General features: G+C 42.6%; 22 protein-coding genes. 9 read left to right on the forward strand and 13 right to left on the reverse strand.

The window, feature by feature from the left end:
* Positions 1-85 precede the first annotated feature (85 nt).
* The 4 genes from VB693_RS04025 to VB693_RS04040 all read right to left on the reverse strand — a co-directional run bounded on the left by VB693_RS04025 (position 86) and on the right by VB693_RS04040 (position 4299).
* Positions 86-1240, reverse strand: coding sequence for a 30S ribosomal protein S1 (locus tag VB693_RS04025; protein ID WP_323265155.1), 1155 nt, complete (start codon positions 1238-1240; stop codon positions 86-88).
* Positions 1241-1662: 422 nt separating this feature from the next.
* The gene (locus VB693_RS04030; protein WP_066380730.1) at positions 1663-1770 is read right to left on the reverse strand and encodes a photosystem II reaction center protein T; all 108 of its coding nucleotides are present in this window, start codon (positions 1768-1770) and stop codon (positions 1663-1665) included.
* A 165-nt stretch (positions 1771-1935) separates the two neighbouring features.
* Positions 1936-3465: a photosystem II chlorophyll-binding protein CP47 gene (gene psbB, locus VB693_RS04035; protein WP_190701162.1), complete on the reverse strand. Its 1530-nt coding sequence runs from the start codon at positions 3463-3465 to the stop codon at positions 1936-1938.
* A gap of 510 nt (positions 3466-3975) precedes the next feature.
* Positions 3976-4299 (reverse strand): hypothetical protein, encoded by a 324-nt coding sequence (locus VB693_RS04040; protein WP_323265156.1) that lies wholly within the window; start codon positions 4297-4299, stop codon positions 3976-3978.
* Positions 4300-4859: 560 nt separating this feature from the next.
* Here VB693_RS04040 and VB693_RS04045 point away from each other — a divergent pair.
* From VB693_RS04045 to VB693_RS04065, 5 genes are all read left to right on the forward strand, one after another.
* Positions 4860-6512, forward strand: a complete 1653-nt coding sequence (locus VB693_RS04045) for an ABC transporter substrate-binding protein (protein WP_323265157.1) — start codon at positions 4860-4862, stop codon at positions 6510-6512.
* A 171-nt stretch (positions 6513-6683) separates the two neighbouring features.
* Positions 6684-7709 (forward strand): ABC transporter permease, encoded by a 1026-nt coding sequence (locus VB693_RS04050; protein ID WP_190701171.1) that lies wholly within the window; start codon positions 6684-6686, stop codon positions 7707-7709.
* Positions 7710-7809: 100 nt separating this feature from the next.
* Positions 7810-8631: a DUF3598 family protein gene (locus tag VB693_RS04055; RefSeq protein ID WP_323265158.1), complete on the forward strand. Its 822-nt coding sequence runs from the start codon at positions 7810-7812 to the stop codon at positions 8629-8631.
* A gap of 159 nt (positions 8632-8790) precedes the next feature.
* Complete coding sequence (locus VB693_RS04060) at positions 8791-9171, forward strand: hypothetical protein (RefSeq protein ID WP_323265159.1); 381 nt, start codon at positions 8791-8793, stop codon at positions 9169-9171.
* A 385-nt stretch (positions 9172-9556) separates the two neighbouring features.
* On the forward strand, positions 9557-10297 hold the full coding sequence (locus VB693_RS04065; protein WP_323265160.1) for a heme oxygenase (biliverdin-producing): 741 nt from the start codon (positions 9557-9559) through the stop codon (positions 10295-10297).
* Positions 10298-10528: 231 nt separating this feature from the next.
* Here VB693_RS04065 and groL read toward each other — a convergent pair whose 3' ends face one another.
* The gene (gene groL, locus VB693_RS04070) at positions 10529-12211 is read right to left on the reverse strand and encodes a chaperonin GroEL (protein WP_190701183.1); all 1683 of its coding nucleotides are present in this window, start codon (positions 12209-12211) and stop codon (positions 10529-10531) included.
* 164 nt (positions 12212-12375) lie between these two features.
* Between groL and VB693_RS04075 the strand changes: the two genes are divergently transcribed.
* Positions 12376-13458, forward strand: a complete 1083-nt coding sequence (locus tag VB693_RS04075; RefSeq protein WP_190701287.1) for an MraY family glycosyltransferase — start codon at positions 12376-12378, stop codon at positions 13456-13458.
* A 211-nt stretch (positions 13459-13669) separates the two neighbouring features.
* On the opposite strand, the gene fabG is transcribed toward VB693_RS04075, so the two are convergent.
* On the reverse strand, positions 13670-14425 hold the full coding sequence (fabG, locus tag VB693_RS04080; protein ID WP_323265161.1) for a 3-oxoacyl-[acyl-carrier-protein] reductase: 756 nt from the start codon (positions 14423-14425) through the stop codon (positions 13670-13672).
* 236 nt (positions 14426-14661) lie between these two features.
* Here fabG and trxA point away from each other — a divergent pair, with 236 nt between their 5' ends.
* Complete coding sequence (gene trxA, locus VB693_RS04085; RefSeq protein ID WP_190701189.1) at positions 14662-14979, forward strand: thioredoxin; 318 nt, start codon at positions 14662-14664, stop codon at positions 14977-14979.
* Positions 14980-15080: 101 nt separating this feature from the next.
* On the opposite strand, the gene prmA is transcribed toward trxA, so the two are convergent.
* The 6 genes from prmA to lgt form a co-directional block, all read right to left on the reverse strand.
* Positions 15081-16001 carry a 50S ribosomal protein L11 methyltransferase gene (prmA, locus tag VB693_RS04090; protein ID WP_323265162.1) on the reverse strand — a complete coding sequence of 307 codons (921 nt, stop codon included), beginning with the start codon at positions 15999-16001 and terminating at the stop codon, positions 15081-15083.
* Between the two features lie 277 nt (positions 16002-16278).
* A complete protein-coding gene (gene serA, locus VB693_RS04095) occupies positions 16279-17859 on the reverse strand; it encodes a phosphoglycerate dehydrogenase (protein ID WP_323265163.1) in 1581 nt (526 codons plus the stop codon).
* A gap of 384 nt (positions 17860-18243) precedes the next feature.
* The gene (gene rlmN / locus VB693_RS04100; RefSeq protein WP_323265164.1) at positions 18244-19311 is read right to left on the reverse strand and encodes a 23S rRNA (adenine(2503)-C(2))-methyltransferase RlmN; all 1068 of its coding nucleotides are present in this window, start codon (positions 19309-19311) and stop codon (positions 18244-18246) included.
* A gap of 185 nt (positions 19312-19496) precedes the next feature.
* The gene (locus VB693_RS04105) at positions 19497-19850 is read right to left on the reverse strand and encodes a phenylpyruvate tautomerase MIF-related protein (protein WP_190701200.1); all 354 of its coding nucleotides are present in this window, start codon (positions 19848-19850) and stop codon (positions 19497-19499) included.
* Between the two features lie 81 nt (positions 19851-19931).
* A complete protein-coding gene (gene cobM / locus VB693_RS04110) occupies positions 19932-20714 on the reverse strand; it encodes a precorrin-4 C(11)-methyltransferase (RefSeq protein ID WP_323265165.1) in 783 nt (260 codons plus the stop codon).
* A 238-nt stretch (positions 20715-20952) separates the two neighbouring features.
* Positions 20953-21813 carry a prolipoprotein diacylglyceryl transferase gene (gene lgt, locus VB693_RS04115; protein WP_190701206.1) on the reverse strand — a complete coding sequence of 287 codons (861 nt, stop codon included), beginning with the start codon at positions 21811-21813 and terminating at the stop codon, positions 20953-20955.
* Between the two features lie 225 nt (positions 21814-22038).
* Between lgt and coaD the strand changes: the two genes are divergently transcribed.
* Entirely contained in the window at positions 22039-22608 is a 570-nt protein-coding gene (coaD, locus tag VB693_RS04120) for a pantetheine-phosphate adenylyltransferase (protein WP_323265166.1), read from the forward strand.
* A complete protein-coding gene (locus VB693_RS04125) occupies positions 22500-23186 on the forward strand; it encodes a DivIVA domain-containing protein (protein ID WP_323265167.1) in 687 nt (228 codons plus the stop codon). The genes coaD and VB693_RS04125 overlap by 109 nt, the downstream gene beginning before the upstream one ends.
* Before the next feature lie 63 nt (positions 23187-23249).
* On the opposite strand, the gene VB693_RS04130 is transcribed toward VB693_RS04125, so the two are convergent.
* Positions 23250-25274 carry an outer membrane protein assembly factor gene (locus VB693_RS04130; RefSeq protein ID WP_323265168.1) on the reverse strand — a complete coding sequence of 675 codons (2025 nt, stop codon included), beginning with the start codon at positions 25272-25274 and terminating at the stop codon, positions 23250-23252.
* Positions 25275-25413: the final 139 nt, after the last annotated feature.

Raw genomic sequence — 25413 nt, forward strand, 5'->3', positions numbered from 1 at the left:
TGCATCCCTACTTAACTATCAATAAAAAAAGAGGGATTTCCCCTCTTCCATAAATGCGATGATCTTTGTTAATTAAAGTATTTTATTACTCTTCAATAGCGGCTGGTATTTCTTCTACTGCTTCGGTTTCAGCTACTGCTTCGGTTTCAGCTACTGCTTCGGTTTCAGTTACTACTTCAGTTTCAGCTACTGCTTCAGTTTCAGCTACTGCTTCAGTTTCAGCTACTGCTTCAGTTTCAGCTACTGCTTCAGTTTCAGCTACATCTTCTGTTGCTGGTGGAATTTCTTCCTCAATTTCACCCGCACTTTCTACAACTTCTGCTGGTGTAGCAATACCTTGTTGTTTAGCAAGCATCTGTTCTCTATACTTAGCTGCCATTTCTTCTGCTTTGTCATAAACCAAATCACGGTTTTTAATCATGTCACCGGGTTCTGGTTCTAACTGTTTGGTAGATAGAGATATTCTGCCTCGTTCTGCATCCAAGTCAATGATCATCACTTTCACTTCATCATTAACATTGAATACGCTGTGGGGTGTATCAATATGCTCGTGAGAAATTTCTGAGATGTGCAACAAACCACTGACACCGCCAATATCAATAAATGCACCGTAAGGCTTGATGCCACGCACTGTACCAATTACTACTTCGCCCACTTCTAGGCGGTTCATCTTCCGTTCAACTAACGCCCGACGATGAGATAGGACTAGGCGGTTACGTTCTTCGTCTACTTCGAGGAATTTTAATGGTAGTTCTTCGCCTACCAAGTCTTCTTTAGGTTTGCGGGTACTGATGTGAGATCCGGGGATAAAGCCACGTAAACCCTCAATTCTCACCAATGCTCCCCCACGATTGGTCGCAAACACGCCGGAACGCACAGTAGCATCTTCTGCTTGTAGCTGTCTCACACGCTCCCAAGCACGCATATATTCAATCCGTCGGATGGAAAGAGTTAGCTGTCCATCTTCATTTTCATCGGTGAGGATGAAAAATTCCCTGGTTTCGTTGGATTGTAATACTTCTTCCGGGGCATCGACCCGGTTTATAGACATTTCTTGTATAGGTATATATGCTGCTGTTTTAGCACCAATGTCAATCAGAGCGCCACGCGGTTCTATACTAAAAACTGTACCTGGTACGACATCTCCGGGGCTAAAATGATAATCGTACTTATCAAGGAGGGCTGCAAAATCTTCGTGAGTAAATCCAATTTCTGTAGCGGTTAAGTTCTGATTGACCATGCTGATTTGTTCCTGGTTCTAGTCTCCGTAAAAGGTTATGCCATAATAGCGATAATCCATGCAACTGCCTTAACGGCAATGTACAACTATATCTTTCAATCCTAGCGTAGAAAAGCTAGTGTTAACACATATCAACTCCCAGATAGAAAATTATATCATATCTACCTGTGAAATTTTTATTAACAAATTTTTGCTTTTAAGGGTGATGCCCCTTTAGCTACAGGAAAATCTTTAGTTACGTATTTAAAATACTTGATAATCCAGTATTAACTAGATAATTTTTCCTGCATTTACAACAATACTACCTTTTTTAATCTTTTCGCTACATTGGTCAAAAAGTAAAACCAAAAAAATATCCGTTGTTCCTACCAGGAACAACGGATAAAAGTTTTATATAAATTTACAGATTTGGTATTAACTACCTACTTATCTTCTTTTTTCTCAATGCGGGGGGGTTCGCGGAATGCGATCGCAAAGAAAAGAACACCAATTGCCAGGGTCAAAATTAAAATGTACGCAACGCTTTCCATGTCAAAAGCTCCTTAAAGTGTTGAGTGCTGAGTGTTGAGTGCTGAGTTCAAGACTTCGCTCGGAACTCGTTACTCATAACTCAGCACTGAATTTAGAGTTTTGAGTGCTGAGTGCTGAGTCCAAGACTTAACTCGGAACTCATTACTCATAACTCAGCACTGAATTTAGAGGGCTTCTTTACGGCGGGTTGACTTGTCACCCACTTTCTGGAATAGACCCCATTCGACTTGCTCTTCTAGATCCGCTTCTACACCAGCAAATACGTCTCGGTAGATTGTCCGAGAACCATGCCAGAGATGACCGAAGAAGAATAACAAAGCAAATACAGCGTGTCCAAAGGTAAACCAACCTCTGGGAGATGTACGGAATACACCGTCAGAGTTTAAGGTTTCGCGGTCAAATTCAAAGATTTCGCCGCCTTGAGCCTTACGAGCATATTTCTTCACATCGGCTGGATCTGTAAAGGTTTTGCCATTGAGATCGCCACCGTAGAAGCTAACAGTTACACCTGTTTGCTCAAAGCTATATTTAGATTCTGCCCGACGGAATGGAATGTCAGCGCGGACAATACCATCAGCATCGGTCAAGATGACAGGGAAGGTTTCAAAGAAGTTGGGCAGACGACGGACATTTAATTCGCGTCCTTCCGCATCTGTGAATACTGCGTGACCTTGCCAAGATTGGGCAATACCATCACCTTTCACCATTGGCCCTGTACGGAATAGACCACCTTTAGCTGGGCTATTACCTACATAATCGTAGAAAGCCAGTTTCTCAGGGATTTGTGACCAAGCTTCTGAGAGGCTTGCACCTTCAGCTAGACTGCTTTGTACACGACGGTCAATTTCTTCATGAAAGTAACCTTGATCCCATTGATAACGGGTTGGGCCAAATAGTTCGATTGGGGTAGTGGCGTTACCGTACCACATAGTACCAGCAACGACAAAAGCCGCGAAGAATACTGCTGCGATACTGCTGGAAAGTACGGTTTCAATGTTACCCATCCGCAGGGCTTTGTAGAGCCTTTCGGGTGGTCTAACAGTGAGGTGGAATAACCCAGCAATAATACCAACTACGCCGGCTGCGATGTGGTGAGCCACTACACCACCGGGGTTAAAGGGGTTGAACCCGGCTGGCCCCCATTCTGGTGCTACGGGCTGGACGCTACCAGTGATCCCATAGGCATCAGAAATCCACATACCAGGCCCAAATAGACCTGTTAAGTGGAAAGCACCAAAACCGAAACAGAGTAAACCAGATAAGAACAGGTGAATGCCAAACATTTTTGGCAAGTCAAGGGCAGGTTCTCCAGTGCGGGGATCTCTGAAAAGCTCCAAATCCCAGAAAACCCAGTGCCATACAGCAGCTAAGAACAATAGACCAGAAAGGACAATATGTGCTGCGGCAACGCCTTCAAATGACCAGAAACCAGGGTCAACTGCTGAAGCACCAGTGACACTCCAACCGCCCCAAGATTCGGTAACGCCTAGACGTGACATGAAGGGTAGCACGAACATCCCTTGCCGCCACATCGGGTTGAGAACAGGATCGCTGGGGTCATAAGTAGCTAGTTCATACAATGCCATTGAACCAGCCCAGCCTGCCACCAAAGCTGTGTGCATCAAGTGTACAGAAATTAGCCGTCCTGGATCATTCAGAACGACTGTATGTACTCGGTACCAGGGTAGTCCCATCGACTACGCTCCTCCTCGATGAGTTGTGTTTACAAAACAATTTTCTTACTTAAGGTTCTAAGGTTAGAAGCCTAACCTCGGACTTCTCTGAATTTTTTTATTGCCAGAGCTTGAACACTGCCATATCTCAAGCATTTTAAGCCAGAGAGTGACTTTTTTAGCAACGCTGACACACTTCGGATTAATTATTCCGCAGGGTAGCGATCGCTAAGTAAAAATGAGAATGTTTTAAAAAGTGTAACTATTGATGGAACTGTTTGCAAGCGTGTAAATAGATGCGTTCGTCTGGTCTGCAAGATTCATCTTGCCAGGAATCAGCGTTAAAACATATCTGGCAGATATTTACAAATATTTACATTTGGGGATTGGGACTAGGCATTTTAGATTTTAGATTTTAGATTTTGGATTTTGGATTTAATAATCTAAAATCCACTCATTGCAAATCCACTCATTGAAAAGCTGGGGACTGGGGATTAGGGATTGGGGACTGGTGTCTCCCTAATCCCTCACCTAAACTACTGACTGAATATTTTGCAATTGACACCTGGCTTCAGCAGTACCTAGGCGGTCAATTACTTGTTCAGCCGTCATTAACCGCTTTAGCACTACTTGACCGATAGTTTGACTAACAAATTCCGATGCGTTTGGCTTTACTTCTACGGTTATAACAACCTCTTCAATGCGATGAAGCCACATTAATTCGTGATTTTCTACCAAACAAATATTCAATCGTTGAATATCTGGTGGTCTTCGCCATGCTGTTATTTGCCATATTCCATCAGATGCCCAAACTCTGCCGACAGTCCATCCCTCAGAAAGAAAGAAATATTTCACGATTTTAATCTCACTATTTCGACTTGATAATTTACTGTTTATCCACTGCCAATCATCTTGTTTGATGATGTATAAACATGAAATTTGCTGGTCAAGCCATCATTATTTATCCCTTGATAAAAAGAATTGCACAAGAAAAATTTGAGATATTTATCAGATTTATTCTTGGGGTAGATTTGATAAAAATTTGTCAGTGATGGCTGTATCAATATAACTACAATAGTAAAGCAGAAATGTTTGCTATTGTAGTTACTACAGCACCTTAACAAACCTAATTAACTTTTCAATCTGAATTAATGACAATTTTAATTAATATTTAATTTTTTTACGTATAATGATTCACGCATTCGTGAGGTAAAAGAAGAAAAAATTAACCGCAGATAAAACAGCCCTCATTCATAACCCCCGTTTCTCAGCTATCGTGAATGGTTTAGGATTGCTATATTAGACAACTGGTACTTAGCGGCACTTTAATTCTTGTGCTGTTCCAGATAAAAAGTTGGTGACTATTGCCACACATATAGTATGATTACTGGCTAATTTTACAAATCAAAGATGCTATGACTGAGTTTTCAATATTAGGGCGAAGATGGGGACGGGTAACAAAATTTCTATCTTTATTTTGTTTATGTTTACTATTAGCGATCGCTTGTACACCTCGACAACAGGCAACCACTACGTCTACTAGTGTTGGCAATACAACAACTGGGGATGGTCGGATTACTATAGGTACAACATCCAAGCCAAGAACCTTAGATCCAGCCGATGCCTATGAGTTAGCATCCTTGGGTTTAGTATTTAATATGAGCGATCGCCTCTATACTTACGAACCAGGGAGTACGGAAATTAAGCCGCAACTGGCGACAGGTTTACCAACAGTCAGTCCAGATGGTCTAACCTATACCATCCCTCTACGCCAAGGTGTGGTGTTTCACGATGGCACACCCTTTAACGCCAAAGCGATGGAGTTTAGTATCAAGCGATTTATTGAAAATAAGGGTAAACCTTCTTTCTTACTAGCAGATACAGTAGACTCTGTAACCGCCACAGGGGACTATGAATTAACAGTGAAGCTAAAAAAGCCTTTTGCAGCCTTTCCTTCTCTGCTGGCATTTTCTGGGGTATGTGCTGTTTCGCCAAGTGCTTATGAAATTGGTGCAGGGAAATTTAAACCAGATATTTTTGTTGGAACTGGCCCTTATAAAATAGCCCAGTATGGGACAGATTCACTGCGACTTGATGTATTTGACAAGTATTGGGGAGAAAAACCAGCCAACCAAGGGATTAACGTTCAAATCCAGACCAGTCCAGTTAATTTGTTTAATGCTTTCCGTACAGGTGCTGTAGATGTAGCTTACTTGTCATTACAACCAGATCAAATTCGCAGCTTAGAGGCTGGTGCTAAAAAAGGAGATTGGCAAGCGATTACGGCTCAGGGTAGTGTAGTGAGTTATCTGGTGTTGAATCGCAATCAAGAACCACTAGATAAACCAGAAGTTAGGCAGGCGATCGCTGCTATAATTGACCGTCCATTATTAAATGAACGGGTTTTATATAGTCAAGCCGATCCGCTTTACAGTATGATTCCTACTACATTCAATGTTTCTCAGCCATTGTTTAAAGATAAATATGGCGATGGTAACTTTGAAAAAGCCAAACAGTTGTTAACTGCGGCTGGTTATTCAAAAGAAAATCCTGTCAAAATTCCAGTTTGGTATCCTTCTAGTTCCCCAACCCGGAGTTTAGCTGCACAAACACTAAAATCTCTAGCCGATACCAAAATGGATGGCATAGTACAACTAGAAGTCAACACAGTAGAAGGGGCAACCTTTTTTAAAGACATTTCTAAAGGTTTATATCCCGCCGCTTTACTAGATTGGTATCCAGACTTTCTAGATCCAGATAACTATGTACAACCATTTTTAGCCTGTCAAAAAGGTTCAGAGGCTAAAGGCTGTGAAGATGGTGGTAGCCAAACTCAGGGTTCGTTTTACTATAGCGAAGCTCTGAATAAATTGATTGATGAGCAACGTAAAGAACAAAATCCAGAAGCACGGGAGAAAATTTTTGCCCAAATCCAAAACCAAGTAGTTAATGATGTGCCTTACATTCCTTTATGGCAAAACAAAGATTATGTATTTGCTCAAAAAGGTGTAAGTAATGTCCAACTTGACCCTACCCAGAATTTGATTTATAGAACCATCAAGAAATAGTTATTAGGTAATTTGTAATTCGTAATTCGTAATTCGTAATTCGTAATTATGAATTACCTATTTTCTAAAATTGATTTCTTAAATTTTGAATTTTGTTAGCACAGCGTTAGCGAGTCTGCGTTCGCGCAGCGTCTCGTAGAGAGCGTCATTTTGAATTTTGAATTTATAAATATGTCTCGATCAAAAGCTCTACAATATTACATTGTTTCTCGGTTGCTCTTAGCACCATTGCAGCTATTAACTATCATTACCATCGTATTTTTATTACTACGAGCTACACCAGGAGATCCAGCAGATGCGATTCTGGGTGGACGTGCGCCGGAAGCTGCTAAAGAAGAATTAAGAAGACAATTAGGTTTAGATTTACCTTTGTGGCTACAGTATCTTAATTACTTAGGTCATTTGCTCCAGTTTGATTTAGGCACGTCTTTGACAAGCAGGGGACAGCAGGTTTGGAATATTATCGGACAACATTTTCCGGCAACTGTAGAGTTAGCAATATCTAGTATGACGGTGGCTCTGATTGTGGGTATCCTGGTTGGTACACTGTCCGCGTCTCGTCCCGGAACAGGTTTTGATATTGGGGGGCGGTTATTTGGGATTATCACCTATGCCCTACCTATGTTTTGGGCAGGTATGCTGTTACAGTTGATTTTCTCAGTGCAATTGGGCTGGTTTCCCAATTCCAACCGCTTTCCGCCCAATCTTCCAGCACCATCGCCAATTACTGGTTTATATACCATTGATAGCTTACTAGCTGGTAATTTTAGCCAATTTTTCGCGGCTTTACACCATTTAGCACTTCCCAGTCTCACGTTAGGAATTTTGCTGAGTGGCATTTTTGAGAGAATTGTCCGCGTCAACTTAAAACAAACTCTCCGTGCTGACTATGTAGAAGCTGCTAGGGCTAGAGGTATTTCTGAAAACAAAATTTTAGTCTCCCATGCTTTGAAAAATGCTCTGATTCCCGTAATTACTGTTTTGGGTTTAACCTTTGCTTCCTTGCTGGGGGGAGCAATTTTAACTGAGGTGACATTTTCTTGGCCGGGGTTGGCAAATAGGCTATATCAAGCCATTTCCGATCGCGATTATCCCACAGTACAGGGCGTACTAGTATTTTTTGGTGCGATCGTCGTGAGTGCAAGCATTTTGATTGATATTCTCAACGCTTATGTTGATCCACGGATTCGTTATTAAGCATAATTAGACATCGCCGAAAAAGTAGAGACGTAGCATTGCTACGTCTCTACTATGTTGTGTTGGAAATTTCCAGAAAATATCGCACTTAGCACCAAATATGAATTCTCAATGGGAATATTTGTTAAAAAACCTCGGTGAATGGCAAGGATCATTCACTCGCTTATCACCCCAAGGGGAACTTTTAGAAGATATCAAAAGTGTAGTTTCCTTAGAAGGTCTCAACAATAACCAAACTATTCATCAGGTTGTTCGTCGTCAAGGACAAGCAGATTTAGTTTTAGACTACAGTTCTTTATCCCAAAGTACGCTATTTTTCCCTAATGGAGCATTTTCCCAAGGTACACTTCAGCTTGCACCCTTTGGTGAGTTTGGTGCAGAACTAGGATTAATCCATGAAAATCGTCGCTTACGTCTAGTTCAGTTATTCGATAAAGATAGTCAACTAGATAGACTAATTCTCATTCGTGAACATTTAGCTGGTAGTGAACCAGTAGAAAATCCACCTTTACAAATAGATGACTTATTGGGAGAGTGGCAAGGTGAAGCTACGACAATATATCCTGATTGGAGTCCCCTTAAGACTGTCTCGACAAATCTCAAACTACAACTTGACGATAATGGGCGATTAATTCAGAGTTTGAGTTTTGGCGAGCATCCCACAATTACCTCTACAGCCACTATTAAGGGTTCTATCATCCTCTTTGACGAAAATCCACAAAAACAGATCCAAGTTTTGCTATTACCTAATGGTGCTTCTGCAACTTCTCCCCTCAAAATGCAGGTACGCCAAGGGTTAATTTTAGAAGTCGGTTGGTTAATTCAAGCCAATTTACGCCAACGCATGGTTAGGTGCTATAACAATCAGGGCGAATGGGTAAGCTTAAGTTTAGTTACGGAACAGCGCGTAAAAACTAAATAGCCATCCTCAATTATTTGGGGAAAGTCAATAAACCCACTTTTTTAAATAAAGCAGGGTTATGAATCAAATCAGATGGCTCTAGTTTTTATTTTCTAATAATCCGAAAAGTGAAACCCTGATTTTGTATCTAAAGCATACAAGCTTTTAGGAATTACTCATATGAACGCAAAAGCTATTTCAGCTATCTTAGCTACAGCTACAGGAACAGCTTCAATATTAACTGCTATTCTGGGAATGCCTAGCTCTGCTCTAGCTAATACAAGAGTATTTAGCTGTAGTGCTAAAAATGTATATGTTGAAGTTTCTCGCCTCAATAATGGCGGTTTACGTTATGCAGCATACAATATTCCTACTACCCTCAATCGTCCTAATCTTTTACTCAATGGTGGAACAGTTAGACGTAATCAAAATGGAGAGGTAGTTTACAGATTTAGAAATGCCAATTTTCTTTATGCTGCTGTTCAAGATCAAGGTTATGGCAAAGTTTTAGTCTACAAAAATAACCGATTGATTGGCACAAACTATTGCGGCGATGTCTAATATCAGCTAAAACTTAAAAAATATATAATTTTAAAAACCCAGACTTCATGCACCTGGGTTTTTGATTTTGAGTTATTTTCTTGGCATAAGGACTTTAGTCTCTAAGATGAACTTGCTTATTCATAAATTTAAACTGGAAAAATAACTAGAGCTTGCTGAAATAACTAACCAGTAAAAAATTCAACTCACCACTCACTACTCAGCGCGCTGCTCAATGCCCCACGAAGGCTAACAGCACTCATTACTCACTAGAATATTTTCTTGCTTAAAAAATTTTAATATAAATTCTCATCAAATAGTTTTAATCTAACTTTTTAATGGCATTTTTTAGCCGTTTGTAATTCACAACTCCGGCAGTTGACCCTTTAAAGTTGAGAAATTTAATATGAGCAGCAATTTAGCAACCAAACTGCGTGTTGGTACAAAAAAAGCCCACACAATGGCAGAAAATGTGGGTTTTGTCAAATGCTTTTTAAAAGGAGTGGTAGAAAAAAGCTCTTACCGGAAGTTAGTGGCTAACTTTTACTACATCTACTCGGCGATGGAAGAGGAGATGGAAAAGCACAGCCAGCATCCAATTGTTTCTAAAATTAACTTTCCCCAACTGAACCGTAAGCATACGTTAGAAGAAGACTTGAGTTATTACTATGGTGCTAACTGGCGGGAACAAATCCAGTTATCTTCAGCCGGGGAAGCTTATGTAAAACGTATTCGGGAAATCTCAGCCACCGAACCAGAATTATTAATTGCCCATTCTTATACTCGTTACTTGGGTGACTTATCTGGGGGACAAATTCTCAAGAACATTGCTGTCACAGCAATGAACCTTGGTGATGGACAAGGCACAGCCTTCTATGAATTTGCAGATATTAGCGACGAGAAGGCATTTAAAACTAAATATCGTCAAACTTTGGATGAACTACCTCTTGATGATGCAGCAGGCGATGGCGTTTCGCCCAGCGTAGCTGATCGCATTGTTAATGAAGCAAATGCCGCCTTTGGTATGAACATGAAGATGTTCCAAGAATTAGAAGGTAACTTAATCAAAGCAATTGGTGTGATGTTGTTCAACACCTTGACACGCCGACGCACACGCGGCAACACTGAACTCGCAACTGCTGAGTAAAACCAATTCAAAATTCAAAATTCAAAATTAACAACGGCTGAATTTTGGAGAGTTGGTAAAAGTAAACTTTTGTAAAGTAAGTTTAAGTAAAATTTAGGGGCAGCTTCCCTAGGTTCATCTGCTTTCAGCAGGCGATCGTGGGGAAGTTGCCCCTAATGTTTTGGGACAGGTGACAGGTTATAGGTGACAGGTGACAGAGTAATAAACACCCTGTCACCTGTTCCCTGTTCCCTAGAACATACCCATGCCGCCCATGCCGCCCATACCGCCCATGCCACCCATGCCGCCCATGCCGCCCATGCCGCCCATGCCGGCATCAGGAGGCATAGCAGCTTTTTTCTCTGGTTTTTCCGCAATGATTGCTTCGGTGGTTAAAACCATCCCAGCAATAGAAGCGGCGTTTTGTAAAGCTGAACGTACTACTTTCGCAGGGTCGATAATACCAGCTGCAATTAAGTCTTCAAATTCCCCAGTTGCAGCGTTGTAACCCATGTTGAATGCGCTGTCTCTGACCTTAGAAACGATTACAGCACCTTCTGCACCAGCATTGTCAGCAATTTGACATAAGGGTGCTTCTAAGGCGCGTTTGATAATATCAGCCCCAATTTTTTCTTCTCCCACAAGGCTGTTCTTAATTTCGTCAACCTTTGTAGATAAGTGAATCAAGGTTGTACCACCGCCGGGAACAATACCTTCTTCTACAGCCGCTTTTGTAGCGTTGAGTGCGTCCTCAATTCGCAGCTTGCGGTCTCTGAGTTCGGTTTCCGTAGCTGCACCCACTTTAATCACTGCCACGCCGCCAGCTAGCTTGGCGATGCGTTCTTGGAGTTTTTCTTGATCGTATTCAGAATCAGTTTCTTCTAACTGCTTGCGAATTTGAGTAATCCGTTTTTGTATTTCTGGCTTGGCAGAACTACCAGCAACAATGGTGGTGTTTTCTTTGTCAATGGTGATTTTGCGGGCAGTTCCCAGCATTTCCAAAGTAGCGGTATCTAAGTTGAGACCGATTTCTTCAGAAATCATCTGTCCATCAGTGAGAATAGCAATGTCTTGCAACATGGCTTTGCGACGTTCACCAAATCCAGGTGCTTTAATTGCAGCTACAGCCAATACACCCCGCGCTTTGTTAACTACCAAAGTTGCTAAAGCATCTCCCTCTATATCTTCAGCAATGATCAGCAAGGGTTGACCCAAGCGGGCAACTTTTTCCAACACAGGGACTAATTCTTGGATGCTGCTGATTTTCTTGTCGGTGATCAGAATACGAACATTTTCGTACTCTACTATCATCCGTTCGTTATTGGTGACGAAGTAGGGGGAAATGTAACCTCTATCAATCTGCATCCCTTCCACTACTTCTAGTTCAGTGGTGAGAGATTTAGATTCTTCAACAGTGATTACACCGTCTTTGGTGACTATTGCCATTGCTTCGGCGATCATTTTGCCGACTTCTTCGTCATTGCCAGACGAGACAGTAGCCACTTGAGCGATCGCACTACCTTCTACTGGCTTGGCTACTCTGGCAATTTCTGCTACGAGTGCTTCAGTAGTTTTGTCGATACCCCGCTTCAAGCTGACCGGGTTGCTACCGGCTGCAACATTCTTCAAACCTTCCTTTATCAAGGCTTGCACCAAAACTGTAGCAGTGGTTGTCCCATCCCCAGCTACATCCTTGGTTTTAGAAGCTACCTCTTGAATTAGCCTAGCTCCAGTATTTTCTAAAGGATCTTCTAACTCAATTTCCTTGGCAACAGTGATACCATCATTAACAATTTGGGGTGTACCAAATTTTTTTTCTAAAAGCACGTTGCGACCTTTTGGCCCCAAAGTGATTTTTACAGCATCGGCCAGGGCATTAACACCCCGTTCCAAAGCCCGACGTGAATCTTCATTAAACGAAATAATCTTTGCCATGTTCCCTTTCTCTAGCGTTTCCATTAGACAATTTAGCACTCACTGGTTCAGAGTGCTAAGTACCCAACCGTCTGAGATCACATCTGAAAATCAAAAAAATTGATTAATATACACTTGATGCTCATGTAGGATACTGGCAGTGATGGTTAAATCGGGAGATGAATCTGAACTTCGAGAACTCCCTTAGGTCTATTGGCATTGCTAACCCTAGCGGCACCGGCTGGTTGGCAGTAGTGTTTACGTTTATATTGGCCTGGTTGGTAACTTGGCGTTTAATTCCCACAGTACGTAAATTTGCTTTGCGGGTGGGTTGGGCTGACCAACCAAATGCGCGAAGACTCAACCGAGAACCATTGCCAAATGCAGGAGGTTTAGCTATTTATGCGGGAGTAATTGCCGCATTGGTATTAGCTATCCTTTTACGACCCATTGAACTGCAAAATGTATTAGCTCAGGTATTGACTATTTTACTGGGAGGTTCAATTCTAGTCTTGGTCGGCTTTATTGACGATCAGTTCGGATTACCCCCCTCTGTGCGCTTGTGGGCGCAAATTATCACGGCATTATTACTTTTTGCCAATGGTATTAGCGTTGATGTTCCTCTAGGTACGCCAATTGACTCCATTTTTTCAATGTTGTTGACAGTGCTGTGGATTGTCGGTATTACCAACGCTGTCAACTTGATGGATGGTATGGATGGTTTGGCTGGAGGAATCAGTTTTATTACTGCCATGAGTTTACTAGGGGTTTCTGCTCAGTTTCCCAACCGCGCAGCAGCTACCTTAGTCTTAGCAGCCTTGGGTGGTGCAGCTTTGGGATTTTTGCGCCATAACTTCCATCCTTCAAGGATCATCATGGGTGATGCTGGGGCATACTTTTTTGGTTATGTGTTGGCGGCAACAAGTATTTTAGGTAACCTACAACGTAATACCATATATGCCCTTGGCCCCTCAATTTTATTCTTGTTGTTGCCAGTGCTAGATACAACGCAAGTATTTATCCGCCGGTTATTAGCAGGCAAAAATCCCCTCAGTACCCCCGGTAAAGACCACCTACATCACCGTTTACTCGCTTGGGGATTCTCCCAACGTCGAGCTGCATTTACTCTGTGGTTAATCACTTTATTGTGCAACTTGCTAGCAATGAGAATCCAAGGTATGAGCTTGGCTGTAATGATGACCACTAGCAGCAGCATCATCCTCCTGCTCGGCTTTACAGTTTGGCAAAGGCTACGCCAGCAGCCTTGAGAGTGTTGATTAGGGACTGGGAATTTTAGATTTTAGATTTTAGATTTTGGATTTTGGATTGAATAATCTAAAATCCACTCATTGTAAATCCACTCATTGAAGGGCTGGGGACTGGGGACTGGGTAGAATTTACGACCCGCTAACAATACTCACTCAGCACGGGCTAAACGCCCCGCTACCGCTAACAGCACTCACCACTCACTCACCCTCTCTAAGCCATCACCATCCCACCGTCAACGTTAAACACCTGTCCTGTAATGTAAGCTGCTGCGGGATCAGATGCGAGGAAGCGTACCATCCCGGCAATTTCTTCTGGTTGACCGTAGCGACCTAGGGGGATGTATTTAAGAATTTCATCGGCTTTGAGGTCGTTTGTCATGTCGGTAGCAATGAAACCGGGCGCAACGGCGTTAACGGTAATCCCACGAGAAGAGAGTTCTTTCGCAACGGTTTTAGTAAAGCCAATCACACCTGCTTTAGCCGCACTGTAGTTAGCCTGACCTGGATTACCCATTTGTCCAGCCACGGAGGTAATACTAATAATTCTCCCAGAACGCTGCTTGAGCATGATTTTACTAACGGCACGGGTACATAAAAATACACCAGTCAAATTTAGGTCAATTACAGCTTGCCAATCTTCTGGCTTCATCCGCAAAAGTAGGGTATCGCGGGTAATTCCAGCATTATTGACTAAGATATCAATGCGCTTAAACTTGTCCATGACAGCATTGATGAGGGCATCTACCTGATCAGCTTGGGAAACATCAGCTTGCAGCGCGATCGCTTCACCTCCAGCACCTGTAATTTCTGATACTACTTTGTCGGCAGCATCACTAGAACTAGCATAGTTAACTATTACAGTTGCTCCATAGGTGGCTAATTCTAGTGCGATCGCTCGGCCAATTCCTCTTGAAGCCCCCGTAACAACTGCTACTTGCCCTTTTAAATTTTCACTTAAAACAGCCATGAACTATTCCTCAAAATTTTTAATTACTGCGCTAATTATTTTATGGTGATTTGTACCTAGAACTGATCAGGAATTCAAAATTCAAAAAAGCATTTGATAGCCAAAATCTCTTTCCTAGTCACCAGTTCTCGGTCTCCAATCTATTTCGCAACAATAAAAACAAAATAATGTTACACCGTTTCTAGAAAGCAGACATTAAGATTGAATTCAATCAATAAGAAATTGGTGTGTGTCACATGACTACTAAAAAACAATTCAACAGCTTTGACGAGATGCTGTCTGATTCTGATGTACCTGTTTTAGTAGATTTTTATGCTGAATGGTGTGGCCCTTGTCAAATGATGGGGCCGATTTTAGAGCAAGTAAATACTCAACTAAAAGACCGTTTGCGCATTGTCAAAATTGACACTGAAAAGTACACAGAACTGGCCACCCAGTATGAAATTTATGCTCTACCAACACTAGTATTGTTTAAGCAAGGTCAACCAGTTGATCGCATTGAGGGTGTATTGCAAACCCCGCAGTTAGTCCAACGTCTGCAAGGTTTACTTTAACTAATGTTAAGTTTAGAGGCGTGAATTTTCACGTCTCTAAATATTATTTTTGATGAATTGCACACCAACTAAAGATTTTTTGATCACGTTACTAAATAAAGTTAAGAACGGCGCACATTTAAACAACACCACTCTTTGCGTTTCCACATAGTAGCGACGACCCAACCATGTTTTTCTAAAGCTTCAGCAACAGAGTTTGATTGTTCTATTAAAATTCCACTGAAAATAGCCCAGGTGCTAGATTTACATATTTCGGTGATTTCTGGTACTAGTTGAATAATCACATCAGCCAAAATATTGCAGACGATACCATCTACTGGCCGTTCAATTAGTTTTTTTAAAATGTCTACGCTACCTTCTGCTGGTACTATGCGTTCCGGGCTAACTTCATTGAGTGCGCGATTGCTAAAAGTTGATTGCACTGCTAAGGGGTCTGTATCCACCGCATAGGCTTTCTCTGCTCCTAATAGCACTGCCCCGATTGAAAGGATACCAGAACCACAACCAATATCCGCAACTATTACAGGCTCTCGTTTACCACCTGTTCCCATAAAAGACTGGGGAACTTCACTTAAACGCATCTCTAGAGATTCCAAACACAGTTGAGTGGTGGCGTGATTACCTGTCCCAAAAGCTACACCAGGATCAAGACGAATAACTAACCTGTCTGAGTTTTCTGGTAATGGTAGCCATGCGGGGTTGATGAGAAAGCGATCGCCTATTTCTTGAGGATGCCAGTATTGTTTCCAACTAGTTGCCCAGTCTTCTTCATCAATTAGCTGCCAATTCAAGGTGGGACTAGATAATCCTACACACAGGGCATCTTGGCGCAGCCAAAGCCCCAATGCAGCTAAATCTAGTAACTCTGCTTGAAAGATTGGTAAGTAACCCTTGACTAAACAGTCAGTCCCCTTACTTTCACTAGCCGAACCCCGACAACCAAAATCTTCTAATCGCCAAAAAACAGAGTCTTCTAACGCTGGTTCACATAAAATCTGTAGTTCCCACCAAGTGTTTGCCATTTTTCAGTGCTGAGTGCTGAGTGCTGAGTGCTGAGTGCTGAGTGCTGAGTTATGAGTGCTGAGTGCTGTTAGCGGTAGCGCGGCGTTTAGCCGGTGCTGAGTTATGAGTTATGAGTTATGAGTGCTTAGTTATGAGTGCTTAGTTATGAGTGCTTAGTTATTTTGTTGATTGCTAACTTTTCACTCCTAACTTTTTTTTTCACTGATTACAGACGAAATTAATCACATCTGTACTCAAAACTCCTTACTCAGCACTCCCTACTCAGCACTCAGCACTTTATAAAGTTACTGTATACGCATCCCGGATACCGGGTACTTTGGTAATCTCAGTTAAAATCCCGTCTGGTAAGGGATCATCAATGCTGAGAGCCATGACTGCATCACCACGGACGATTTTGCGACCTACCTGCATACTGGCAATATTGACATTAAAGCTTCCTAATAGAGAACCTAGTTTGCCAATAATTCCTGGCATATCACGGTGTAAGGTAAACACCATATATTTACTAGGTGGGACGTTAATGGGGAAACCGTCAACATCAGTCAGGTGAATTTCCTTCTCACCCAACAATGCACCAGTTACAGAATGAGTACCTAAAGTACCTGTGGCTTCCAAACGTAATGAGCCGGCGTAATCACGGGCGGAAGCGTCGCGGGTTTCGATGACGCGAATTCCTCGTTCTTTGGCTTCGATGTTGGCGTTGACGTAATTTACCCGTTCTCTGAGGGCTTGATAAAGTAAGCCTTTGAGGGCTGCAATTACTAGAGGTTGACTCTTGTTAGTTGCAAGTTCCCCTTGGAGGCGGACGGTGAGCAACTCTACTCTTCCCCCGGCTAACTGTCCTACCAATTTCCCCAAGGTTTCTGCAAGCTGCATATAGGGTTTGAGTTCTTCCAAGACATCAGGGCCGAGTCCGGGAATGTTAACGGCGGAACGCGCGGGTAGTCCTAGAAGTACGTCGCGGATTTGTTCAGCTACGTCTATGGCTACATTCACTTGAGCTTCTGCTGTGGATGCGCCTAAGTGGGGAGTAAGGATGATCTCTTTGCCAAGCGATCGCAATTCTGATTCACCCAATGGTTCAGACTCGAACACATCCAAAGCTGCACCCGAAATTGTCCCAGCTTTAATGGCTGCGGCTAAGGCAGCTTCATCAATGATCCCACCACGAGCGCAGTTGATAATCCGGGCTGTGGGTTTCATTTTTGCCAGGGTTTCGGCATTAATGAGGTGGGTTGTTTCTGGGGTTTTGGGAATGTGCAGGGTGATGTAGTCTGCTTGCTGGATCAACAAATCTAAATCCACCAACTGACAGCCAATTTGTTCTGCTCGTTCTGTAGAAATGAAAGGATCGTAAGCTAGTAGTTTCATTCCCATAGCTTTGGCAACAGCAGCCACATGAGAGCCAATTTTACCTAAGCCAACGATACCAATAGTTTTCTTATATACTTCTGATCCCACAAAAGTTTTACGATCCCACACGCCGCTTTTTACAGAAGCATTAGCATCAGGGATGTGACGAGATAAAGACAACATCATCGCTAGGGCGTGTTCCGCCGCAGCAATGGTATTACCTTCGGGGGAATTAACTACAACAATGCCTCTGCGGGTAGCAGCAGGCACATCTACATTATCTACACCAACACCGGCACGACCGATGATTTTCAGCTGAGTACCTGCTTCGATAATTTCTTGAGTTACCCGCGTTCCCGAACGAATCATTAACGCGTCGTATTCACCAATAATTTCTATTAGTTCTGCTGGTTTGAGGCCTGTATTAACATCAACAGTAGCAACTTGCGAGAGAATGTCAATACCAGCCTGGTCAATAGGATCGGAGACGAGAACCTTAGACATGATTAAATCATTAGATATGAGTTAGGAGTTTTGCTGCACAAGACTTTTTAGTTTAGTCTTTATTCGTGGCAGTTCAGCAAAAAATATTTGTTTTAATATCAACTCATGCTGCACTTACACCTCTTAAGACGAGGATAACAGAGTATGAGGTACAAGAATAGTCTGGTACTACCGCCTAAGTATCTCAATATGAGTAGCGGCTGACACCATCTTTCAGATCAACCATGACTAGCACGTTTACCCAAATTTTAGCTAACGAATATCTTATCCGTTAAAGTCGCGCCTAACCCACCACAGTCAAGAGGTGCGTTACGGCTCATTGGTACTCGCTCAAGCTCTCAAATCTTCGCAGAGCCGTAACATACCCTACTTAATATTGACTAATTACGAATTACTTATTCTCAATTGTCCACAGGCGGCATCAGCTTCTAAACCACGGGAATAGCGGACGCTAACAGCGATGTTTTGCTGTTGGAGAACTGTGACAAAAGCTTGAATCCGATCGCTCTTAGGACGTTTGTAATCAACTTCCTGAATGGGATTGTAAGGAATCAAGTTGACATGACATTGAAATCCCCGCAGACGCTTGGCTAGTTGTAAGGCGTGTTCTGGTAAATCATTCACCCCAGCTAGCAAGATGTATTCAAAACTTACCCGTCTGCCAGTAATTTCCACATATTCTCGACATTCAGCCATTAAATCTTCGATGGGATAGGAACGCGCACTAGGGATAAGTTGTTCGCGCAGTGCTTGGTTGGGGGCGTGGAGACTCACAGCTAGGGTAACTTGCAGATGGTGTTCGGCTAACTCACGGATGCGATCGCGGATTCCTACAGTAGATAAAGTTAGAGATCGCTGTCCAATCCCCACATCTTGATTTAAAGATTTAATTGCGCCTAAAACATTCTCAGTATTTAACAACGGTTCACCCATGCCCATAAACACAACATGACTCACCCGTTGCTGAAAATCTTCTTGCACTGTTAATACTTGATCAACAATTTCGTGTCTGCCCAAATTACGTTTGTAGCCACCTTTCCCAGTAGCGCAGAAATCACACGCCATTGGACAACCCACCTGGGTAGATACGCAAACAGTTAAACGCTTATCTGTAGGAATCCCGACGGTTTCCACAATCTGCCCATCAGATAGTTGCAAAAGATACTTCACAGTGTCATCTGTTGCCATAGATCGATAGTGAATCTGAGAACGTCCGATGGGGATATCTGCAACATCTGCTCGCCATTGCTTCGGAAACGCAGAAATATCAGCTAGCGATCGCACTCCCTTGTGATAGATCCAATCATGGAGTTGCTTACCTCTGTAAGCAGGTTGTCCCTGCTGCTGTACCCAAGCAGTTAACTCCGTCACCGAAGCACCGAGTAAGGGCGGCAAAGTTGTTGTTTCTGGGATGCTTGAGTTAACTGGGGAAACAAGAGGCATAGCAGACATAAAAAATCACAAGTTGATGCTGAATCTCTATAGTACAACTTTCAAATCAAATTGGGCATTGGGTATTAGGCATCAACAGTAAACAGTTACCAGTCACTTGATAACTGTTCACTGATTGATTTAAGCCTCACTTGTCTTCCTCATCTCTCTTGCCCCTTTCTTGCTTCTTGATAGCCCCCTTAAATCTAACCAAAAGTTGAGCCGTTCCAGCCCCACATTGACCCTTTAGCATCAGCAAAATCGATATAAATGCGATTTTGGGGTACTCCAAGAGTTTGATTAATCTGCTGGCAAAAATCCTGACTCATCGCCTCAGTTTGATTGGGCTTCATTGTGCCAATACTCTTAATTTCTACATAACAAACTGGTTCTGTAGTGCCAGCAAAAGTCATGGAAATTCCTGCTTCAAAGGCCGTCATCACATAAGATTCTGGTTTTCCCAAGTGCTTGGCTAACTTCGCTGAAAGGCTTTTCAACATAGCCTCAACTTCAGCTTTTTCCGGTGCAGATGCAGAAGTTTGGACTTTAATTAGAGGCATACTATCAATTCAAAATTCAAAATTCAAAATTTAATATTAACCTAAGTTGCTGGTGCAAGAAATCAATAGTCCCTATACCTATCACCCAACCTGACGAAATAAGCGACTATACTCAGGATCATATAAGCGCGATCGCCCATTTGTTGACGATAATGCTGGACTAATTATGTACAGCGTTGTACGCATCAGATTTTCTTGCTGAGTACATTCTGCCATTTGGGTGAGAGGTACAACCCTAATTTTTTCATCTGGCCAGCCGATGCGGAAGCAAATTGCTACAGGAGTATCTAGTGGATAGTGTTCGAGTAATTTGGCTTGGGCATTTTCTACATGACGCGCACTCAGATATAAACACAAACTAGCTTGATGGGCGGCTAAAGAGGCTAGCTCTTCCCTGACAGGGACTTCTGTACGTCCGCTAATACGCGTCAAAATGATGGTTTGCACTAAACCGGGGACAGTCAACTCTACATTGAGTTTAGCGGCTGCGGCTTGAAAAGCACTAATACCTGGGATGATTTCAAAGGGAATGTTAGCTTCAGCCAGAAGCTGCATTTGCTCATGTATAGCACTGTAGAGACTGGGATCACCTGATTGGAGACGTACCACAGATTTTTGCTGCGATCGCACCTGTTCGATCATTAGAGGTAGAATCTCTTCCAAAGTTTTATCAGCAGTGCGAATAATTTCCGCATCTTCCCGACAAAACTGCAAAAGCTGTTCCGGAATTAACGAATCAGCGAATAAAATCACATCTGCCGCAGCGAGCAGTTTTTGAGCTTTGAGCGTTAGTAAATCTGGATCTCCGGGGCCTGCTCCCACAATATATACTTTTGGTTCTAAGGGATGTTGATTAACTTTCATACCTAAATTTCAATAAACCCTAAGTAATTACCAGGTGTTATTTCACCCTCAAAAAATTTTTTGGGAATTTGCTCAGTATCTTTCCGGATTATCCCTATAGGAGTAGTAGAGAGTAATGGTAGATGCACCCTGGTTAAGCCCTGGAGAAAACAAAACTCTGGGGCATTTTTTATTTTTGGGCATTGGGCATTATATACTCACTGTCACCTGTTGTCTGTCCCCTGTCACCTCAACCTCCCTACTCATCTTTCACGGGAGAAACAACATCAGGTAAAGGACGTTTACGGAGATACAGCCACGCTAAACCAGCTAATCCCAAAGTTATACCAGTGAGGCTGACAACTTGTGCAATTCGTAATGGCCCCAACATCAAACTATCAGTGCGAAGTCCCTCAATCCAAAAACGTCCTAGGCTGTAAGCTACCAGGTACAGCATAAATAATGTACCTACGCGCAGGCGTGGCTTACCCGATAAACCACGAAAGAATAAAGTCAGAAGCAGAGCAAACACCATTAAATTCCACAGAGATTCGTAGAGGAAAGTGGGATGAAAATATTCAAAACTTGCTAACGCCGGCGGACGGCGTTCTAATGGAATGTACAATTTCCAAGGCAAATTAGTAGGACGACCAAAAGCTTCAGAGTTGAAGAAATTACCCCAACGCCCGATCGCCTGTCCTAAAATTAGTGACGGTGCAATTAAATCGGCTAATTGCCAAAAAGAAACCCGTTTAAGCTTGGCAAAAATCAGTGCAGCCAAAGTACCGCCAATAATTGCTCCATGAATGGCAATACCTCCTTGCCAAATCGCAATAATCCTGCCTGGATTTTGGGCATATTCTGACCATTCAAATAAAACATAATAAATTCTGGCTGAGGGAATGGCTGCAATTACCAGCCAAATTGACAAATCACTCAGTAACTCTGGATTAACATGACGGCGTTTTGCTAAATACTGGGAAAGGCTAACACCGATTAAGACAGCAGAAGCGATTAATAAGCCATACCAGCGAATAGTAATTGGGCCGATTTCCACCAGAATAGGGCCGGGGGAAGTAAATAAAAACGCCAAAGGCAAAGCAGAAAAATCCAGTGCCATGTAAAATTCCCTAAATAGTCATTAGTCATTAGTGAATGGGGATTGGGAATTGGGGATTGGGGATTGAGGCAAAAGATTCTTTTTGTCTACCTTTTTACTTCCTTCTATTCCTTGTATCCTTTGTCCCCAGTCCTTAATTCTCTGTCACCTGTAACCTGTAACCTGTCACCTCATTCCGATATAATCTCCTCAGTAACTTTGATACATTCAATATCGTGATTTATTGTGATTGCTATTTATCCCGGTAGCTTTGACCCCATTACTTTAGGACACCTCGATATTATTCAACGTGGTAGTCGGTTGTTTGATGAGGTGATTGTTGCTGTATTACGAAACCCAAATAAAGTACCACTTTTTAGCGTACCGCAACGCCTAGAACAGATTCGTCTGGCTACAAAACATCTATCTAATGTGGAAGTAGACAGCTTTGATGGTTTAACTGTCAATTATGCCCAGCAACGAAAAGCACAAGTTATATTACGAGGTCTACGGGCTATTTCTGACTTTGAAGTAGAACTACAGATGGCGCATACTAATAAAACGCTTTCTACCCAAATCGAGACAGTTTTTTTAGCAACATCAAATGAGTATAGTTTTTTAAGTAGTAGTGTGGTAAAAGAGATTGCAAGATTTGGTGGTTCAGTCGATCATCTTGTCCCTCCGCTCATTGCCCTAGATATATACAAATGCTACAACCACAAGTATCCCATAGCGACCCCAATCGCAACGGAAGCTATCCCCCAGATTACGTCAACGGAATCTCCCCCGGAGAGAGTCCCCAAGCAGGAAGTGTAGATATTCAAGAAGAACTTAATCGTCTAGAAGAAATTATGCTGACTAGTTTCCGCATCCCCCTGACGGGACGGACATTAGTAGATGAAGAAAAATTATTAGAACAGCTAGACTACATTAGGGTTTCTTTGCCGTCAGTGTTTCAGCAAGCCGCAGCTATTCTGGAACAAAAAGATGAAATTCTGCTGGAAGCGGAAGAATATGGACAGCAGCTTGTTGATGCTGCCCAAGCCAAAAGAGCGCAAATTTTGGCGGAAAGCGATATTATCATGCAGGCGGAACACCAAGCTGAACAACTACGCCAACAAGTGCAGCAAGAGTGTGAGGCGATGATGAAGGACACTCTCAATGAGATTGACTTGAAGCGGCTTGCTTGTCAAGAAGAGTTGGAACAAATGCGACAAATTGCGATCGCCCAAGCACAAGAAATTGAAGGTGGTGCGGATCAATATGCCGATCATGTCTTGGAAGGTATCGAACAAGACTTAAAAGATATGTTACGAATTATTACTAACGGCAGACAACAACTCAGAGCAGATAGCCAATCACAACAAAACTCACATTCTTATAAAAAGAAGTAAATATATTTATTTTTTTCTAGCCTCGTCTTTATCTGCTGTGAGGTGTTATTCCTCATCTTGCTTTTAAAACCGTTGACCTATGCCTAAATGTATTCTACTTTCCCCTTGGTCACTAACGCCGTAGTCAGCGCGAATTAAACCTAATGGGGAGTCTACTCGTACTCCCGCACCGTAACCAAAACCAGAACCAGGTTTACCGCGTACACCTGCGGGGTCTCCAAGAACAGTGTCACCAGAACCTAAGTCTGAGGCGAAGTCAGCGAACAATACTCCCCCTAAGATTGGTAAGACGGAAAAGCGATATTCAGCAGAGGCTAATACATAGCTGCGACCATTACCTACATCCCCTGCGTCGTAACCACGCACGGAATTAGAACCCCCTAAGTTAAAGGTTTCATAGGGTGGTAAGTCACCTAATACAGTACCAGCTTGCACATTAAAGGCAAATACTTGGGGTTTTTGACTGTTAAATAGCTGCACTGGGACATACTGTTTGTAATTGGCTGTGAGGCGATTCATGGAAATGTTACCTTCACCGATGGGGACAGATTGTTCTGTACTCAAACTCAATACAGAACCCTTAGTAGGATTAATCCGGTTATCCCGTTGGTCTTTGGTGGCGGTGAAAGAGACGGTAGCTAAGTCATCAACACCAGTACCACTAGCAGAGAGGGGGTTTCCTTGGACATCGGTGGAGTTAATATTGCCTTGGCGATCGCGGATGCTGGTACGAGTATAATTAAATCCTAAAGACGCATCCCAATCATCAATCGGCCGTTGTAAGCTGATGGATGCACCAATCTTACCTTCGCGGACTTTATCGTCATTAGCTAACTTAATCTCATCATCAAAGGTTTCTGAAAGTTCTCGACTGCGGAAGATGTTCACTGTGTACCCTAAACGATCAGGATTAGTGGCGCGATAGGGACTAATAAATTTACTATCAAATTGCAAGTCTCGGCGACTGACACCGACATTGACGTTTAAAATATCATTTCTGCCGCCAATATTTTGGTCTTGATAGTTCACAGTCCCGATTAACCCTGTATCACCGTTGTAACTACCACCCAAGTTAATCGCACGCGCCCCATTTTCCTTGAGTTCGTAAATCACATCTAGGTTACTAGCATCCCCTTCAAAGGCGACATTAATACTTTGAAATAAGCCAGTACGATATAATTGCTGGACATCTTGCTGGACAATATTTTCTTGAAAAACTTGTCCTGGCTTCAATTGCAGTTGTTGCTTTAAAAAGTCTGGTTTGGTACGTCCTGAAACAGGATTGTTATTATTATCGACGGTTTTACCTTCGTCGTTCACAAAACGGAACTTGATATCACTTACTAAACCTTCCGCCACATTGACCGTGAGAATACCTTCATTACTAGGTTTAATTGATAACACCCGTGCCAAATTATAACCATTGTCGGCGTACCATTTATTTACTTGTTGGACGGCTGTTTTCAGCCCTTCGGGACTGATGGGTTTACCGATTTGGGATTGAAAAGGTTTAAGGGCGACTTGATAAGTCAGGGCTTTCGCGCCTTCGAGTTGGAGCGATCGCACTACCACTGGTTGCACTTGATATATTACATTTACACCAGATGGGGTAGTGCGGGTATTGACGTTAGCATTGACAAATAAACCAGTCTGCAAAATTGCTGCGACATCTCTTTGTAATTGGCTTTCGCTGGTTTCGCCTCCAGTTTGGGTTTTAATTAATTGGCGGATAACTTGCTGTAATTCAGGAGTTGCTCCCACTATCTGCACATCAGTAGCTGTGACGACCAAACCGCCTTCAGTCGTGGTAGGCTTGGGGGTTGGTGGAGTCACAACAGGAGGTGTAGGAGGCAGAACCACAGGTTTTTGAGCTATGACTGTAGATGGAGAAAATTGGGGAGTTATCTCTGTTTCTAGTGCAGCCACAGCGTTGAGAGGTGCGGGGGTTTCTTCCACTACTGGAACTACTAAATTTTGGTCTGGTGCAGCCGAATTTGAGGCGTTAGCAGATACAGCTATGGCTTGTTGCGTAACATTACCAGCCGCTAAAGTAGCTAAAGTCAAAATTGCAGTAGAAGAAACACGCATAATTTTCAATACACTAGGGGAAGAAAGCTACAACATTCAGAATGATAAAACACTTATGAAGTACAAGGATAGTAGCGCAAAAACCTGCACCACTACGAGCATATGTACTGTTCACTTTATTAATAGCTATTACTTAAAT

This window comes from Anabaena sp. UHCC 0399, assembly GCF_034931465.1.
GTDB classification, from domain to species: Bacteria; Cyanobacteriota; Cyanobacteriia; order Cyanobacteriales; family Nostocaceae; genus Trichormus; species Trichormus minutissimus.